Origin of the sequence: Pseudomonas flexibilis (genome assembly GCF_000802425.1) — a bacterium.
In the GTDB taxonomy this organism is placed as follows: domain Bacteria; phylum Pseudomonadota; class Gammaproteobacteria; order Pseudomonadales; family Pseudomonadaceae; genus Serpens; species Serpens flexibilis.
Genome location: NZ_JRUD01000010.1, coordinates 99,261 through 112,848 on the forward strand (window position 1 = coordinate 99,261; position 13,588 = coordinate 112,848).

At 63.8% G+C, this 13,588-nt stretch carries 17 protein-coding genes and 1 other RNA gene; 6 read left to right on the forward strand and 12 right to left on the reverse strand.

All coding sequences use genetic code 11. From position 1 onward, the window contains the following. Position 1: 1 nt before the first annotated feature. The 3 genes from mraZ to rsmI form a co-directional block, all read right to left on the reverse strand. Positions 2-457, reverse strand: coding sequence for a division/cell wall cluster transcriptional repressor MraZ (gene mraZ / locus SF06_RS08275; protein ID WP_027590741.1), 456 nt, complete (start codon positions 455-457; stop codon positions 2-4). A 292-nt stretch (positions 458-749) separates the two neighbouring features. Then, positions 750-1,097: RNase P RNA component class A (gene rnpB / locus SF06_RS17720), an RNA gene on the reverse strand. 11 nt (positions 1,098-1,108) lie between these two features. Further along, on the reverse strand, positions 1,109-1,966 hold the full coding sequence (gene rsmI / locus SF06_RS08280; RefSeq protein ID WP_169745300.1) for a 16S rRNA (cytidine(1402)-2'-O)-methyltransferase: 858 nt from the start codon (positions 1,964-1,966) through the stop codon (positions 1,109-1,111). Between the two features lie 120 nt (positions 1,967-2,086). On the opposite strand from rsmI, the gene SF06_RS08285 reads away from it, so the two are divergent. From SF06_RS08285 to SF06_RS08300, 4 genes are read left to right on the forward strand one after another with little or no spacing between them, the layout of a single operon-like run. Continuing rightward, positions 2,087-3,898, forward strand: a complete 1,812-nt coding sequence (locus SF06_RS08285; RefSeq protein WP_027590739.1) for a penicillin-binding protein activator — start codon at positions 2,087-2,089, stop codon at positions 3,896-3,898. Further along, entirely contained in the window at positions 3,898-4,266 is a 369-nt protein-coding gene (locus tag SF06_RS08290; RefSeq protein WP_027590738.1) for a YraN family protein, read from the forward strand. The genes SF06_RS08285 and SF06_RS08290 overlap by 1 nt, the downstream gene beginning before the upstream one ends. Positions 4,267-4,295: 29 nt before the next feature. After that, entirely contained in the window at positions 4,296-4,889 is a 594-nt protein-coding gene (locus SF06_RS08295) for a phosphoheptose isomerase (RefSeq protein WP_027590737.1), read from the forward strand. Continuing rightward, on the forward strand, positions 4,886-5,419 hold the full coding sequence (locus SF06_RS08300) for a BON domain-containing protein (RefSeq protein ID WP_027590736.1): 534 nt from the start codon (positions 4,886-4,888) through the stop codon (positions 5,417-5,419). The genes SF06_RS08295 and SF06_RS08300 overlap by 4 nt, the downstream gene beginning before the upstream one ends. Positions 5,420-5,475: 56 nt before the next feature. On the opposite strand, the gene SF06_RS08305 is transcribed toward SF06_RS08300, so the two are convergent. The 9 genes from SF06_RS08305 to SF06_RS08345 all read right to left on the reverse strand — a co-directional run bounded on the left by SF06_RS08305 (position 5,476) and on the right by SF06_RS08345 (position 12,358). Next, positions 5,476-5,877 (reverse strand): ClpXP protease specificity-enhancing factor, encoded by a 402-nt coding sequence (locus tag SF06_RS08305; protein WP_039560758.1) that lies wholly within the window; start codon positions 5,875-5,877, stop codon positions 5,476-5,478. Positions 5,878-5,896: 19 nt separating this feature from the next. Further along, positions 5,897-6,511, reverse strand: a complete 615-nt coding sequence (locus SF06_RS08310) for a glutathione S-transferase N-terminal domain-containing protein (protein WP_027590734.1) — start codon at positions 6,509-6,511, stop codon at positions 5,897-5,899. Between the two features lie 88 nt (positions 6,512-6,599). Further along, on the reverse strand, positions 6,600-7,379 hold the full coding sequence (locus SF06_RS08315; RefSeq protein ID WP_027590733.1) for a cytochrome c1: 780 nt from the start codon (positions 7,377-7,379) through the stop codon (positions 6,600-6,602). Then, complete coding sequence (locus SF06_RS08320; RefSeq protein ID WP_027590732.1) at positions 7,379-8,590, reverse strand: cytochrome b; 1,212 nt, start codon at positions 8,588-8,590, stop codon at positions 7,379-7,381. The genes SF06_RS08315 and SF06_RS08320 overlap by 1 nt, the downstream gene beginning before the upstream one ends. Continuing rightward, positions 8,590-9,183, reverse strand: a complete 594-nt coding sequence (gene petA / locus SF06_RS08325; RefSeq protein ID WP_027590731.1) for a ubiquinol-cytochrome c reductase iron-sulfur subunit — start codon at positions 9,181-9,183, stop codon at positions 8,590-8,592. The genes SF06_RS08320 and petA overlap by 1 nt, the downstream gene beginning before the upstream one ends. Before the next feature lie 247 nt (positions 9,184-9,430). After that, the gene (gene rpsI, locus SF06_RS08330) at positions 9,431-9,823 is read right to left on the reverse strand and encodes a 30S ribosomal protein S9 (RefSeq protein ID WP_027590730.1); all 393 of its coding nucleotides are present in this window, start codon (positions 9,821-9,823) and stop codon (positions 9,431-9,433) included. A 15-nt stretch (positions 9,824-9,838) separates the two neighbouring features. After that, positions 9,839-10,267: a 50S ribosomal protein L13 gene (gene rplM, locus SF06_RS08335; RefSeq protein ID WP_027590729.1), complete on the reverse strand. Its 429-nt coding sequence runs from the start codon at positions 10,265-10,267 to the stop codon at positions 9,839-9,841. Positions 10,268-10,507: 240 nt separating this feature from the next. Beyond that, positions 10,508-11,206, reverse strand: a complete 699-nt coding sequence (gene nfi, locus SF06_RS08340; RefSeq protein ID WP_039560759.1) for a deoxyribonuclease V — start codon at positions 11,204-11,206, stop codon at positions 10,508-10,510. A gap of 15 nt (positions 11,207-11,221) precedes the next feature. Further along, a complete protein-coding gene (locus SF06_RS08345; RefSeq protein WP_039560760.1) occupies positions 11,222-12,358 on the reverse strand; it encodes an acyl-CoA dehydrogenase family protein in 1,137 nt (378 codons plus the stop codon). On the opposite strand from SF06_RS08345, the gene SF06_RS18710 reads away from it, so the two are divergent. Further along, positions 12,245-12,472, forward strand: a complete 228-nt coding sequence (locus SF06_RS18710) for a hypothetical protein (RefSeq protein ID WP_234703318.1) — start codon at positions 12,245-12,247, stop codon at positions 12,470-12,472. The genes SF06_RS08345 and SF06_RS18710 overlap by 114 nt on opposite strands. 18 nt (positions 12,473-12,490) lie before the next feature. Next, positions 12,491-13,522: a GlxA family transcriptional regulator gene (locus SF06_RS08350; RefSeq protein ID WP_052199761.1), complete on the forward strand. Its 1,032-nt coding sequence runs from the start codon at positions 12,491-12,493 to the stop codon at positions 13,520-13,522. The last annotated feature ends 66 nt before the right edge of the window (positions 13,523-13,588 follow it).

Genomic DNA, 13,588 nt, shown 5'->3' on the forward strand with positions numbered 1-13,588 from the left:
GTCACAGAGTCAGATCGAGCAATTCAGCCGGCATACCGCCGGGCTTCTTGACGGCTTCACGGTCGGCCTGCTCCATGGCGTTCCAGGCTTGTTCATCCCACAGCTGAAACTTGTTCAGCTGGCCTACCAGCATGACGTGCTTGTCCAGGCCAACGTACTCGCGCAGCCGCGGCGGTATCAGCAGGCGCCCGCTGCCATCCAGCTCCAGGTCAACGGCGTTGCCGATCAGCAGACGCTTCAGGCGGCGGGTTTCCTCGTGCAGCGAAGGCAGAGCGCACAGCGTGGTCTCGATCCGCTCCCATTCGGGCAGGGGGTAGATGCACAGGCAGGGATCCAACGCGTCGACAGTCACCACCAACTGGCCACCACAGCGCGAAGAGAGCTCGTCACGATGCCGACTCGGCATTGCGAGGCGCCCCTTGGCATCCAGGCTGACTGCGTTGGCTCCGCGAAACACGTCGACGCTTCCCCACTCTGATTAGCTGGTCATGCCTGCACTACCCACTTCCTGCCACTTTGCACCACTTGAACACACTATAGGAACGCGCCTTGCCCAGCGTCAAGGTTGCCCAAAGGCAGAAAACCCTTGCAGGCCAGGAATTTAGCGACGAGTGGAAATATTTGAGACGAAGCGCAAAAGGCGCCCGCCGCACGATAGCGATGGCGTTTATGTGGATAGGGCAGGAACTTGAAGCATTGCCTTAACTGCGCGACGCAGGATATCCGCCAGGGTGCGGATGGAAATAAAAAGAGAGAGTCAGCCTGTAAGCCGGGTTCTGTCGAGGACAGTCATTCATCTACGATGGCCATCACTGACCACCTCTAGCAACCTACCCGGATCCAGCGCGGGCCACGCCAATGGATCCCTATTTGGTCTTGCTCCGAGTGGGGTTTGCCTAGCCACGGACTGTTACCAGCCGTGCGGTGCGCTCTTACCGCACCTTTTCACCCTTACCGGCGCTTGCGCGCTTAGGCGGTAGTTTTCTGTGGCACTTTCCGTAGGCTCGCGCCTCCCAGGCGTTACCTGGCACTCTGCCCTGCGGAGCCCGGACTTTCCTCCCCCTTCTTGCGAAGGCGGCGACTGCCCGGCCGACTCTCGGCGCGAAGGTTACTTGGATTGCCGCTCCAGCGCCACCTGGTAGAGGAGATTCTTGCGCGCCCCGGTGATCTCCGCCGCCAACGCCGCCGCACGCTTGACTGGCAGCTCGGCCAGCAGCAGATCCAGCACCCGCAGGGCTTCGGCAGAGACCGCCTCGTCCCCCTCGGGTGCCTGCCAGCCAGCCACCAGCAGGACGCACTCACCACGCTGCTGATTGGCATCGGCGCGCACCCATTCACACAGCTCGCCCGCCGGCAGCCCCTTGAGCGTCTCGAACGTCTTGGTCAGTTCGCGGGCCAGCACGACCTGCCGCTCGGCGCCCAGCGTGTCGCGCAGTGCTTCCAGACTTTCCAGCAGACGATGCGGCGCCTCATAAAAGATGAGCGTGCGCGGCTCCTCGCGCAGCGCCTCCAGGCGCGCCCGCCGACCGGCGGCCTTGGCAGGCAGGAAGCCCTCGAAGATGAAGCGGTCGGATGGCAACCCGGCCGCGGACAGGGCCGTGATCAGCGCACTGGGTCCGGGCACCGGCACCACGCGAACCCCTGCCGCGCGCGCCTGGCGCACCAGATGGAAGCCCGGATCCGAGATCAGCGGTGTTCCGGCGTCCGAGATCAATGCCACGTCATCCCCGGCCAGCAGGCGACTCAGGAAACGCCCCCCCTGCTCGCGCTCGTTGTGTTCATGGCAGGCCTGCAGTGGCGTCGTGATCCCGAAGTGCTGCATCAGGCGCTGGGAATGACGCGTATCCTCGGCGGCGATCAGGGCCACATCGCCCAGGACGCGCAGCGCCCGCGCGCTGATGTCGTCGAGATTGCCAATGGGCGTGGCTACCACATACAGCACGCCAGCGGACGTCGGGTCGGCCACGGAACACCTCCAGCCTGAAAAAACGCACAGTGTACTCGGTTTGCCAATTCCACATCGCGAACCCCGCAAGCCTTGAGTACAATCCAGGGTCCCTTTTGCCAGCGCATCGGAAACCGACCCATGATCTCTCGCCTGCGTCTGCTCTCGGTCTTGTGCCTGCTCGGCCTGCTGGCCGCCTGCTCCGGTACGCCAAAGCCGCCTGCCGGCGACCTGCCCAAGACGCCGCAAGCCAGTGTCGACCAACTGCTGCTCAAAGCTGCGCAAAGCTCGCCCAAGGAAGCCGCCCAACTGCGCCTGGCCGCCGCGGACAAATCCTATGCCTTGGGCAATCCCCTACGCGCCGCCCATATCATTCAGCAGGTGCCGCTCGATCAGCTGGGGCGTACCGAGCAGGCGCTGGCCAGCATTCTCAATGCCGAACTCTCGCTCTATCGCCAGCGCCCCCAGGCGGCCTGGCAGTTCCTCCAGCATCCGAGCCTTGAGCAGATCGGCCGCTTGCCGAACGACCTGCAGATTCGCGCCCACATGGCCAGGGCGCGCGCGCTGGAGGAGGACAACCAACTGCTGGACGCCACCCGCGAGCGGGTTTTCGCCGCCCCCCTGCTCACGGGCCAGCCCGCCGAGGAAAACCACGAGGCAATCTGGTCCCTGGTGGCGCGCCTCAACGGCACGCAGCTGACCACCCCCAGCGAGGGCGATCTGGCCGGCTGGCTGACCCTGGGCATTGCGGTGCGAGACGCGCTGACGGTGGAAATGCAGCAGGCCGGCATCGACCGCTGGCTGAGCGCCAACCCGCAGCACCCCGCCGCGCTGAACCTGCCCGAGCCGCTGCGCAAGCTCAAGGAGCTGCCCGCCGAACCGCTGCGCAAGATTGCCCTGCTGCTGCCCATGCAGGGCCAGCTGGCGAATGTGTCACGCGCCCTGCGCGACGGCTTCATGTCCGCCTATTACCACGCCCAGCAGACCGGCCAGAACCCGCCCGAGGTGATTCTGTTCGACTCCACCGAGATCGTCTCGCTGGACAACTTCTACACCCTGGCGAAGGCGCAAGGCATCCAGCTGGTGGTCGGCCCCCTGGAGAAGAACCTGGTCAAGGACCTGGGCCAACTGCCGCAGCTGCCGATCATGACCCTGGCGCTCAACTACGACGACAGCAACGAATCCGGTCCCGCCCAGCTCTTCCAGTTCGGCCTGGCCGCCGAAGACGAGGCGCTGTCCGCCGCCCGGCGCGCCTGGCAGGACGGCATGCGTCGCGCCGTGGCACTGGTGCCGCGCGGCGAGTGGGGCGATCGCGTACTGGCGGCCTTCAACCGCGGCTGGCAACAACAGGGCGGCACACTGCTGGCCGCCAAGCGCATCGACCAACCGGTGCAACTGGCCCAGCAGATCGCCGACCTGTTTCAGTTGCGGCAAAGTGAGGCACGCGCCCAACGCCTGAAGGAAGTGCTGGGCGTCGAGTTTGCGGCGGAACCGGCGCGACGCGCCGACGTCGACTTCATCTTCCTGGCCGCGACACCGCTGCAGGCCCAGCAGATTCGCCCGACCCTGACCTTCCAGTACGCTGGCGACGTGCCCGTGTATGCGACTTCCCATCTGTATACCGGCAGCCGCGACGGCACCCAGCTGCAAGACCTGAACGGCATCCGCTTCAGCGAAACCCCCTGGCTCCTCGACGAGCACAATCCGCTGCGCGAGCAGGTCGCCCGCCAATGGCCGCAGGCCAGCGGCAGCCTCGGCCGGCTCTACGCCATGGGTATCGACGCCTATCTGCTGGCGCCGCGCCTTTCGCAGCTCAAGGCACTGCCGGAGACCCGCATTCACGGCCAGACCGGCACACTCAGCCTGACCGAGCAGCAGCGCATCGAGCGCGAACTCCCCTGGGCCCAGATCCAGAATGGCCGGATCCGCCGCCTGCCGGATTACGTCTACTGATGCAGGGCGGCACCGCTGGACAGCGCGGCCGCGAGGCCGAGGCGCTGGCCTGCCGCTACCTGCTCCAGCAGGGGCTGCGCCTGCTCAGCCAGAACTGGCGGTGCCGGCGCGGCGAGCTCGATCTGGTCATGCTCGACGGCGATACAGTAGTATTCGTCGAAGTCCGCTACCGCCGACACCGCGCATGGGGTGGCGCGATTGAAAGCATCGACTGGCGCAAGCGCCAACGGCTTGTCATCGCCGCACAACTGTTCCTGCAGCGCGAACAGCGCTGGGCGAACAACCCTTGCCGTTTCGACGTGGTCGCCCTGGGCCACGATCAAGCGACCCAACCCCCGGACTGGATCCGCAACGCGTTCGACTCCTGATAAAGCCGCCATTCAAAGGTCAACACTCGATGGACATGCAATCCCGTATCCGCCAGCACTTCCAGGCCAGCATCGAAACCAAGCAGCGTGCCATGGAAGTGCTGATCCCCTACATCGAGCAGGCCAGTCAGGCGATGGTCCGGGCCCTGCTCAACGAGGGCAAGATCCTCTCCTGCGGCAACGGCGGTTCGGCTGGCGATGCCCAGCACTTCTCCTCGGAACTGCTCAACCGCTTCGAGCGTGAGCGCCCGAGCCTCCCCGCCGTGGCGCTGACCACCGACAGCTCGACCATCACGTCGATTGCCAACGACTACAGTTACAACGAAGTCTTCTCCAAGCAGATCCGCGCCCTCGGACAGCCGGGCGACGTGCTGCTGGCCATCTCCACCAGCGGCAATTCGGCCAACGTGATCCAGGCCATCCAGGCCGCCCATGATCGGGAGATGACCGTGGTCGCCCTGACCGGCCGCGACGGGGGTGGCATGGCCTCGCTGCTGCTGCCCGAAGACGTGGAGATTCGCGTGCCCGCCAAGGTCACCGCCCGTATCCAGGAGGTCCACCTGCTGGTTATCCACTGCCTGTGCGACCAGATCGACACCCAACTGTTCGGGAGTGAAGAATGACGCGCAATCCGCTGATCCTCGTTTTCCTGACCCTGGCGCTGGTACTGACCGGGTGCGGCAACCGCAGTATCGGCAACAAGATTGACGATCAATTCCTCGAACCCAAGGTTCTCTCGCGTATCCAGGACGCCAACCCGGACCTGGCGGCGCCTACTTCGCGCGTGGTGGTGACCGCCTACAACGGCGTGATCCTGCTCGCTGGGCAGACCCCGCGCGCGGAGTTGCGCGACCAGGCCGAGCAGGCCGCCCGCCTGGTGGTGGGTGTCAAGAAGGTGCACAACGAGCTGCAGATCCAGCAGCCGGCATCGGCGTTGGCACGCAGCAACGACTCGCTGCTGACCACGCGTATCAAGAGCAGCATGCTGGTAACCAGCGGCGTACCCAGCAGCCACATCAAGGTGGTCACCGAAAATGGCATCGTCTACCTGATGGGCATTGTCACTCGCGCCCAGGCCAACCAGGCAACCGCCGTTGCCCAGAACGTCTCGGGCGTCCAGCGCATCGTCAGGCTATTCCAGTACACCGACTGAACGTACTGACAACAAGGGCGCCTCTGGCGCCCTTGTGCATTTCCATTGGACAGCGGTCACTTGACCACTTTCAGGCTGGGCCGACCACCCGGGCGCGGCGTTTCCGGCGGTGGCAGATCATCCTCATCTTCCGCTGCCTCTGCGTCGGGAGCCTCCAGCTCGAACACCATGCCTTGTCCGTTCTCGCGGGCATAGATGGCGAGCACCGAGGCAATCGGCAGGTAGATGCCATGGGCGACACCACCGAAGCGGCTCTCGAAACTGATGCCCTCGTTGTCCATGTGCAGCTGGCGCACCGCACCGGGCGACACATTGAGCACAATCTGCCCATCCTGGGCATAGCCGGCAGGCACACGAACCTGAGGATATTCGGCGTCCACCAGCAGGTGCGGCGTGCAATCGTTGTCCACGATCCACTCGTAGAGGGCACGCAGCAGGTAGGGGCGACTGGATTTCATGCGACGGCTCCTGTCTGGGTCAGCGCATCTCGCGCTCTTGGTTGGAAAGACTGGCCTGGAACGCCGGGCGCGCAAAGGCCCGCTCCATATAGTCAAGCAGGGGCTTGGCGGTGCGCGGCAGCTCCACGCCCAGCAGCGGCAGACGCCACAGCACTGGCAGCAGGCAGCAGTCCGCCAGGGTTGGCTCGTCGCTCAGGAAGAACGGCTTGCCGGCGAACACCGGAGCGATGCTTGTCAGGCTGTCGTGCAACGCCTGGCGTGCCTGCTCCCTAGCCTCGTCGCTTCGTGACGGGTCGAGAATCGCATCGACCTTGGCACACCAGTCGCGTTGGATACGGTGCATCAGCAGGCGGACATTGGCGCGCGCCAGCGGATAGCTGGGCAACAGCGCGGGGTGAGGATAGCGCTCCTCAAGATACTCGAGCAGGACGCCCGGCTCGAACAGCGCCAGATCGCGGTCCACCAGTGCCGGCACCTCTCCGTAGGGATTGGCCTCCAGCAGCTCGGCAGGACATTGGCCAGCAGGAACGTCAATGATGTGAGCGGTAACGCTCTTCTCAGCCAGCACCAGGCGAACCCGGTGGCTGTAATGATTGGCGGGATCGGAAAAGCAGGCCAGACGATTGGCGGCCATGGCGTCCCTCCTGAAAACGGAAGTCGATAAACGGAAAAAAGCGCGCGCGCCATGGGGCGCGCGCGCTTTCGGTCAGATCAGCGAGTGATCAGTGGACGTCCTTCCAGTACTCACGCTTGAGCAGGTAGGCCACCACGAAGAAGAACGCCAGGAACAGCAGCACGTAGGTGCCGATGCGCTGGCTCTCCAGCTTGACCGGGTTGGCCGAGTAGGCCAGGAAGGTCACCAGGTTCTTCACCGTCTCGTCGAACTCGGCCTCGGTCTGCTTGGCAGTACCCGGGACGATGGTCAGCTGATCGCAGGCTTCCTCGGTGACCGGGGTGCCGGTCAGCGGATCGAAGACCTTCTTGCCATTCTCGACCACTTGCACCTGCTTGCAGCCAATCACCTGGCGACCCTGCAGGTCGGACAGCACGTTGGGCATGCCCACGTTCGGGAAGACCACGTTGTTGGCACCCAGCGGACGCTTCGGATCTTCGTAGAAAGTGCGCAGGTAGGTATACAGCCAATCGGTGCCGCGTACGCGCGCCACGAGGGTCAGGTCCGGCGGTGCGGCACCGAACCAGACCTTGGCGTCGGACGGCTGCATGCCGATCTTCATGTGGTCGCCGATCTTGGCATCGGAGAAGACGATGTTTTCCATCATGACTTCTTCCGGAATGCCCAGGTCGTTGGCCACCCGCTCATAGCGCTGGAACTTGGCGCCATGGCAGCCCATGCAGTAGTTGGCGAAGGTTTTCAGACCATCCTGCAGCGCCGCCTTGTCGGTCAGGTCGATATCCACCTTGTCCAGCGGAACCTCCGGCCCTGCCGCCATGGCGGTCAGCGGCAGAACGGAAAACATCAGTGCAGCGAAGAGCTTTTTCATCAGCCAGTCACCCTTTCCGGAACGGGTTTGGTCTTCTCCATGCGCGTGTAGAACGGCATCAGGAGGAAGTAGGCGAAATACAGCACGGTGCAGATCCGCGCCAGCAGGGTGCGGCCGTCGGTCGGCGCCAGTACACCCAGCACGCCCAGGATCACGAAGCTGATGCAGAACACCACCAGCCAGATCTTGCTCAGCCAGCCCTTGTAACGCATGGACTTGACCGGGCTGCGGTCCAGCCACGGCAGCACGAACAGCACGGCGATGGCGGCGCCCATGGCGACCACGCCCAGCAGCTTGTCCGGCACGGCGCGCAGGATGGCGTAGAAGGGGGTGAAGTACCAGACCGGAGCGATGTGCGCAGGCGTCTTCAGCGGGTTGGCTTCTTCGAAGTTGGGCTTCTCCAGGAAGTAGCCGCCCATTTCCGGGAAGAAGAACACCACGGCGCAGAACACGAACAGGAAGACCACCACGCCGACGATGTCCTTGACGGTGTAGTAGGGGTGGAACGGGATGCCGTCCAGCGGAACGCCATTCTCGTCCTTGGTCTTCTTGATGTCGACGCCATCCGGGTTGTTGGAGCCCACTTCGTGCAGCGCGAGGATGTGCAGCACAACCAGGCCCAGCAGGACGATCGGCAGCGCGATCACGTGCAGTGCGAAGAAGCGGTTCAGGGTGATGCCGGAGATCAGGTAGTCACCACGGATCCACTCGGTCAGGTCGGCACCGATCACCGGGATGGCACCGAACAGCGAGATGATCACCTGGGCGCCCCAGTAGGACATCTGGCCCCAGGGCAGCAGGTAGCCCATGAAGGCTTCGGCCATCAGCGCCAGGTAGATCAGCATGCCGAAGATCCACACCAGCTCACGCGGCTTCTGGTAGGAACCGTAAAGCAGGCCGCGGAACATGTGCAGGTACACCACCACGAAGAACGCGGAAGCGCCGGTGGAGTGCAGGTAGCGCAGGATCCAGCCGTACTCCACGTCGCGCATGATGTACTCGACGGATGCGAAGGCCTCTTCGGCGCTGGGGGTGAAGCTCATGGTCAGCCAGATGCCGGTCAGCAGTTGGTTTACCAGGACCAGCAGCGCCAGGGAGCCGAAGAAGTAGAAGAAGTTGAAGTTCTTCGGGGCGTAGTACTTGGACAGATGGTCTTCCCACATCTTGGTCGCGGGGAAGCGGGCATCGACCCATTCCATGAATTTGCTCATCAGGCGTTCTCCTGGTCCACACCGATGACGATGACGTCATCCGACTCATACGAATGCGGCGGCACCGGCAGGTTCAAGGGAGCGGGCTGCGCCTTGTAGACGCGACCGGCCAGGTCATACTTGGAACCGTGGCACGGGCAGAAATAGCCGCCCATCCAGTCGGCGCCCAGGTCGGCCGGAGCCACTTCGGGACGGAAGGAGGGTGCGCAACCCAGGTGAGTGCACAGACCGACCACCACCAGAATTTCCGGCTTGATGGCGCGGTGCTTCGGATCCACATAAGCCGGCTGCTCGGAAGCCTGCGAAGCCGGGTCGGCCACGGTGCCTTCCAGACCAGTCAGGTTCTTCAGCGTTTCTTCGGTGCGACGCAGGATGAATACGGGCTGGCCACGCCATTCGGCGACCATCTGCTGGCCCGGTTCGATCTTGCTGATATTCACCTTCACCGGTGCACCTGCGGCCTTGGCCTTGGCGCTCGGGAACCACGATCCCACGAACGGGACCGCTGCCCCCACCGCTCCAGCCGCACCCACCACGGAGGTGGCTGCGACCAGGAAGCGACGCCGGCCAGCATTCACGCCGTCATTGCTCATTCAGTCGTCTCCCATCAGCTTTGCGACCCGGTTGAGCCCGGGTCTTGAAGTAAATTTTCAAGGACGAGCCCGAAAAATTTGCTGAATGTTAAAGAAAAGCCCCCCTGCTGGCAAGGTAACAGCCTGGGCAAAACCCTTGAGCCACGCGGCTTCCCGGGCTGTGGCACGTTGTCGCACGAGTGTTTTTGCCGCATAAAAAAACGCCCGATCCATAAGGACCGGGCGTCTTCTGAAGCGGTAACCGAAGTTAGCGCTTGGAGTACTGCGGACGCTTGCGCGCCTTGCGCAGACCGACCTTCTTACGCTCGACTTCGCGGGCGTCGCGAGTCACGTAACCGGCCTTGCGCAGCGAGCTGCGCAGGGTTTCGTCGTAGGAGATCAGCGCACGGGTGATACCGTGGCGAATGGCGCCAGCCTGGCCACTCACGCCGCCACCCAGAACGGTGACGTACACGTCGAACTTCTCGGTGTTTTCGGTCAGCTCCAGCGGCTGGCGAACCACCATGCGAGCGGTTTCACGACCGAAGAAGTTTTCCAGGGTGCGGTTGTTGATGGTGATCTTGCCAGTACCCGGACGCAGGAAGACGCGAGCGGTAGCAGTCTTGCGACGGCCAGTGCCGTAATTTTGAGTCGCCGACATAATGAGCTATTCCCGTTAAAACTTCAGTTCTTGAGGCTGCTGAGCGGCGTGCGGGTGCACGGAACCCTTGTACACCTTCAGCTTGCGATACATGTCGCGACCCAGCGGGTTCTTGGGCAGCATGCCCTTGACCGCGGTCTCGATCACACGCTCGGGAGCCTTGGCGATCAGCTTCTCGAAATTGATTTCCTTGATGCCGCCCGGGAAGCCGGAGTGCGAGTAGTACTTCTTGTCGGTGGCCTTGGCGCCGGTGACACGTACCTGCTCGGCATTGATCACGACGATGTAGTCGCCGGTATCAACGTGCGGGGTGTATTCCGGCTTGTGCTTGCCACGCAGACGGCTCGCGATTTCAGTGGCCAGACGACCCAGGGTCTGACCGGCAGCGTCGACGACGTACCAGTCGCGCTTTACGGTTTCCGGTTTAGCAGAAAAAGTTTTCATTCGTTATAAGCCTCAGGGGCCGCCCTGAAAATAAGACGGCGAATCTTACTGAATAGTACGTACCCTGGCAAGGCCAGGGCCGGGCCGCGGCAGACGCTATCGGGGGCTCGGGTCTTCGCGTCCGCATTGGCAGAACAAGGAATCGCGCGGCGGGCTAGGCATCCCCACCTATTTCCCGAGGAGCTAGGCGGTCCCCGCGGGAAAGTCGCGGGATTATGCCCAAGCCTCGGAAAATTGCAACTAGCGCATCCCGGAAACGCGCCGCGAGGCCAACCTGTCGGCCAGGCGCGTGGGCTCCGGCAGCCGGTAGCGCGTCACGTAGCGCAGCACCAGATCGGGCGCGCTGCACAGGCTCACCCGATGCCCAGGCGAGACGACCAACGGTCGCACGCCGTCCTTGCTGCGCAGCAGCCAGCCGACCTGCTCTTCACTGTCGAGCAGCTGACTCCGTTCGCCCCGCTTCTCCCCCAGCGGTCCGGCGGCGCCAACCAGCAGCGTCTTGGCCACGCCGATGCTCGGCAGGTCCGCCACTATTCCCAGGTGAGCCGCAATGCCCAGCCGTCGTGGATGCGCAATACCCTGCCCGTCGATGAACAGCAAATCAGGCCGATGCGGCAGCTCACCCAACGCCTGCAGCAGCGCCGGCAGCTCGCGAAAGGACAGCAACCCCGGGATATACGGCATGCTGGTCGCGCGCCGCACCACCACTTCGGCCAGCACTTCGGCGCTCTCGGCATCCAGCAGCACCGCCACCGCCCGAGTGATGCTGCCCCGCTCCTCGAAGCCGACATCCAGCCCGGCAATCAGGCGCAGCGGCACGGGAAACTCGTCCCGCAGCCGCACCTGCGCCGCGAGCTGTTGCTGCAGTCGGCGCGCCCCGGCGACGGTACCGTCCCAGCCAGGAAAACAATGTGGATCGGCGTCGTAACGAGCAACCATGGCTTGTCTCGCGGATCACAGCGACCGCGCGATGATCTCCTTCATGATTTCGTTGGTCCCCGCATAGATGCGCTGCACACGGGCATCTGCCCAGGCGCGCGCCACCGGGTATTCCCACATGTAACCGTAGCCGCCATGCAGCTGCACGCATTCGTCCAGCACGCGGCACTGCAGCTCGGTCGACCAGTACTTGAGCATCGCCGCCGTCGGCACATCCAACTTGCCCTGCAGATGCAGTTCCAGGCAGCGGTCGGTGAACACCCGACCCACCTGGATCTCCGCCGCCATTTCCGCCAACTTGAAGCGGGTGTTCTGGAAGTCTGCCACCGCCTTGCCGAACGCCTTGCGTTCGCGGGTGTAGTCGAGGGTCCAGCGCAACGCTGCCTCGGCCGAGGCCAGCGCGCCGACGCCGACCGTCAGGCGCTCCTGCGGCAACTCCTGCATCAGGTAGGCGAAGCCCATGCCCGGCTGACCCAGCAGGTTCTCCTTTGGCACCCGCACGTCCTGGAAGAACAGCTCCGAAGTGTCCTGAGCCTTCATGCCGACTTTTTCCAGGCGCCGACCGCGACTGAAGCCCGGCGTGCCGCTTTCCACCAGGAACAGGCTGGTGCCCCGTGCGCCAGCCTGTGGATCGGTCTTGGCCACCACGACCACCAGATCAGCCAGCCAGCCGTTGGTGATGAAGGTCTTGGAGCCATTCAGCACATACTCATCACCGTCCAGAACCGCGCTGGTGCGCACGCCCTGCAGGTCGGAACCGGCGCCCGGCTCAGTCATGGCGATGGCGCTGACCAGCTCTCCGCTCACCATGCGCGGCAGGTAACGCTGCTTCTGTTCCTCCGAGCCGTAATGCAGCAGGTATGGAGCCACGATGTCCGAATGCAGGGAGAAGCCGATGCCACTCAGGCCGAGCCGGGCAACCTCCTCGATCACCACGGCGCTGTAGAGGAAGTCAGCACTCATGCCGCCATAGGCTTCCGGGATATGCGAACACAGCAGACCCGCCTCGCCGGCCTTGCTCCACAGGGCGCGATCCACATGTCCATCCTTCTCCCATTGAGCATGGAAGGGGACGGCGTGTTGCTCGAGGAACTTCCGAACGCTGGCGCGGAAGAGTTCGTGGTCAGCACTGAACAGGGTTCTTGGAATCATTGTTATCACCTGATAGCCGTTGCGATGGATGTCCAGACTCTAGGTCAGCCGCGCTCGGCTTCAAACTGGACAGTTGCGCCAAAAAACCCGACGATCCAGCCACCCATTGGCTAATTCACCTTAATAACAACAATGAGCATGCCAACTCTCCCCCTCAGCCGGGTCAGCATCCTGGCCTGCGAAGGCGTCCTGGCTTCCACCCTGATGCAAGCCTGCGACCTGTTCCACATGGCCAGCCTGCGCCTGGGCAAGCGCCAGGGCCTGGGCACCACCCCGGCGTTCCAGACACGCCTGGTCAGCGCCGACGGTCAGCCGGTACGCAGCTTCAGCGGCGTGCACCTGCCTGTCGACGGCGGCCTCGAGGCTGCGGACATTCTGGTCCTGCCCGCCTTCTGGGGCGATTTCGATGCGCTTCGTCAGCGCCACCCCCAGGTGCTCGAGTGGCTGCAGGCCAGCCACGCCGCCGGCAGCACGCTGTGCGGCGAAGCCAGCGGCGTGTTCTGGATCGCCCAGGCCAGCCTGCTGGACGGCAAGGAGGCCACCACCTACTGGCGCTTCTTCGACGAGTTCACGCAACGCTTTCCGCAGGTGCAGCTCAACCGCGACAAACACCTGACCGACGCCGACCGCCTGTACTGCACCACCAGCAGCACCTCGGCCTGCGACCTGTATCTGCACCTGATCGAGCGTTTCTGCGGCCTGGACATTGCCCAGACCGTCGCCCGCGACGTGCTGCACGAGGTGCAGCGCAGCTATACGCCGGGGCGCATCGGCTTCGGCGGCCAGAAGCTGCACCGCGACATGGCCATCCTGCAGATCCAGCACTGGCTGGAGGAGCATTACACTGAGAAATTCCGCCTCGAGGACGTCGCCAGTCGCCACGGCATGAGCATCCGCAACTTCATGCGGCGCTTTCAGGCCGCCACCGGCGACAAGCCCCTGCACTACCTGCAGCGACTGCGCATCGAAACCGCCAAGAGCCTGCTCAGCGCCTCGCGCAAGAGCATCAAGACCATCAGTTACGAAGTGGGTTACGACGACGCCAGTTTCTTCGCCCGACTGTTTCGCCAGCACACAGGCCTGTCACCAAACCAGTATCGTCAGCACGCCGCGCCCAAGGAACCGCAGGCGAGCGCGACCCGGCCCGCCCCGCACAGAACATAGGATGGGGCGGCCGGCCTCGGCCACCTGTCTATGCTGGCGACCCATCACAACAATAAACAAGGGTTC

Coding starts and splice junctions, on each gene's coding strand:
- SF06_RS18710 (WP_234703318.1), top strand. CDS start 12,245: ATGTCCATCCTTCTCCCATTGAGCATGGAAGGGGACGGCGTGTTGCTC.
- SF06_RS08295 (WP_027590737.1), top strand. CDS start 4,296: ATGGACATGCAATCCCGTATCCGCCAGCACTTCCAGGCCAGCATCGAA.
- nfi (WP_039560759.1), bottom strand. CDS start 11,206: ATGGTTGCTCGTTACGACGCCGATCCACATTGTTTTCCTGGCTGGGAC.
- SF06_RS08285 (WP_027590739.1), top strand. CDS start 2,087: ATGATCTCTCGCCTGCGTCTGCTCTCGGTCTTGTGCCTGCTCGGCCTG.
- SF06_RS08345 (WP_039560760.1), bottom strand. CDS start 12,358: ATGATTCCAAGAACCCTGTTCAGTGCTGACCACGAACTCTTCCGCGCC.
- SF06_RS08310 (WP_027590734.1), bottom strand. CDS start 6,511: ATGGCCGCCAATCGTCTGGCCTGCTTTTCCGATCCCGCCAATCATTAC.
- SF06_RS08350 (WP_052199761.1), top strand. CDS start 12,491: ATGAGCATGCCAACTCTCCCCCTCAGCCGGGTCAGCATCCTGGCCTGC.
- SF06_RS08300 (WP_027590736.1), top strand. CDS start 4,886: ATGACGCGCAATCCGCTGATCCTCGTTTTCCTGACCCTGGCGCTGGTA.
- SF06_RS08290 (WP_027590738.1), top strand. CDS start 3,898: ATGCAGGGCGGCACCGCTGGACAGCGCGGCCGCGAGGCCGAGGCGCTG.
- SF06_RS08320 (WP_027590732.1), bottom strand. CDS start 8,590: ATGAGCAAATTCATGGAATGGGTCGATGCCCGCTTCCCCGCGACCAAG.
- petA (WP_027590731.1), bottom strand. CDS start 9,183: ATGAGCAATGACGGCGTGAATGCTGGCCGGCGTCGCTTCCTGGTCGCA.
- rplM (WP_027590729.1), bottom strand. CDS start 10,267: ATGAAAACTTTTTCTGCTAAACCGGAAACCGTAAAGCGCGACTGGTAC.
- rpsI (WP_027590730.1), bottom strand. CDS start 9,823: ATGTCGGCGACTCAAAATTACGGCACTGGCCGTCGCAAGACTGCTACC.
- SF06_RS08305 (WP_039560758.1), bottom strand. CDS start 5,877: ATGAAATCCAGTCGCCCCTACCTGCTGCGTGCCCTCTACGAGTGGATC.
- SF06_RS08315 (WP_027590733.1), bottom strand. CDS start 7,379: ATGAAAAAGCTCTTCGCTGCACTGATGTTTTCCGTTCTGCCGCTGACC.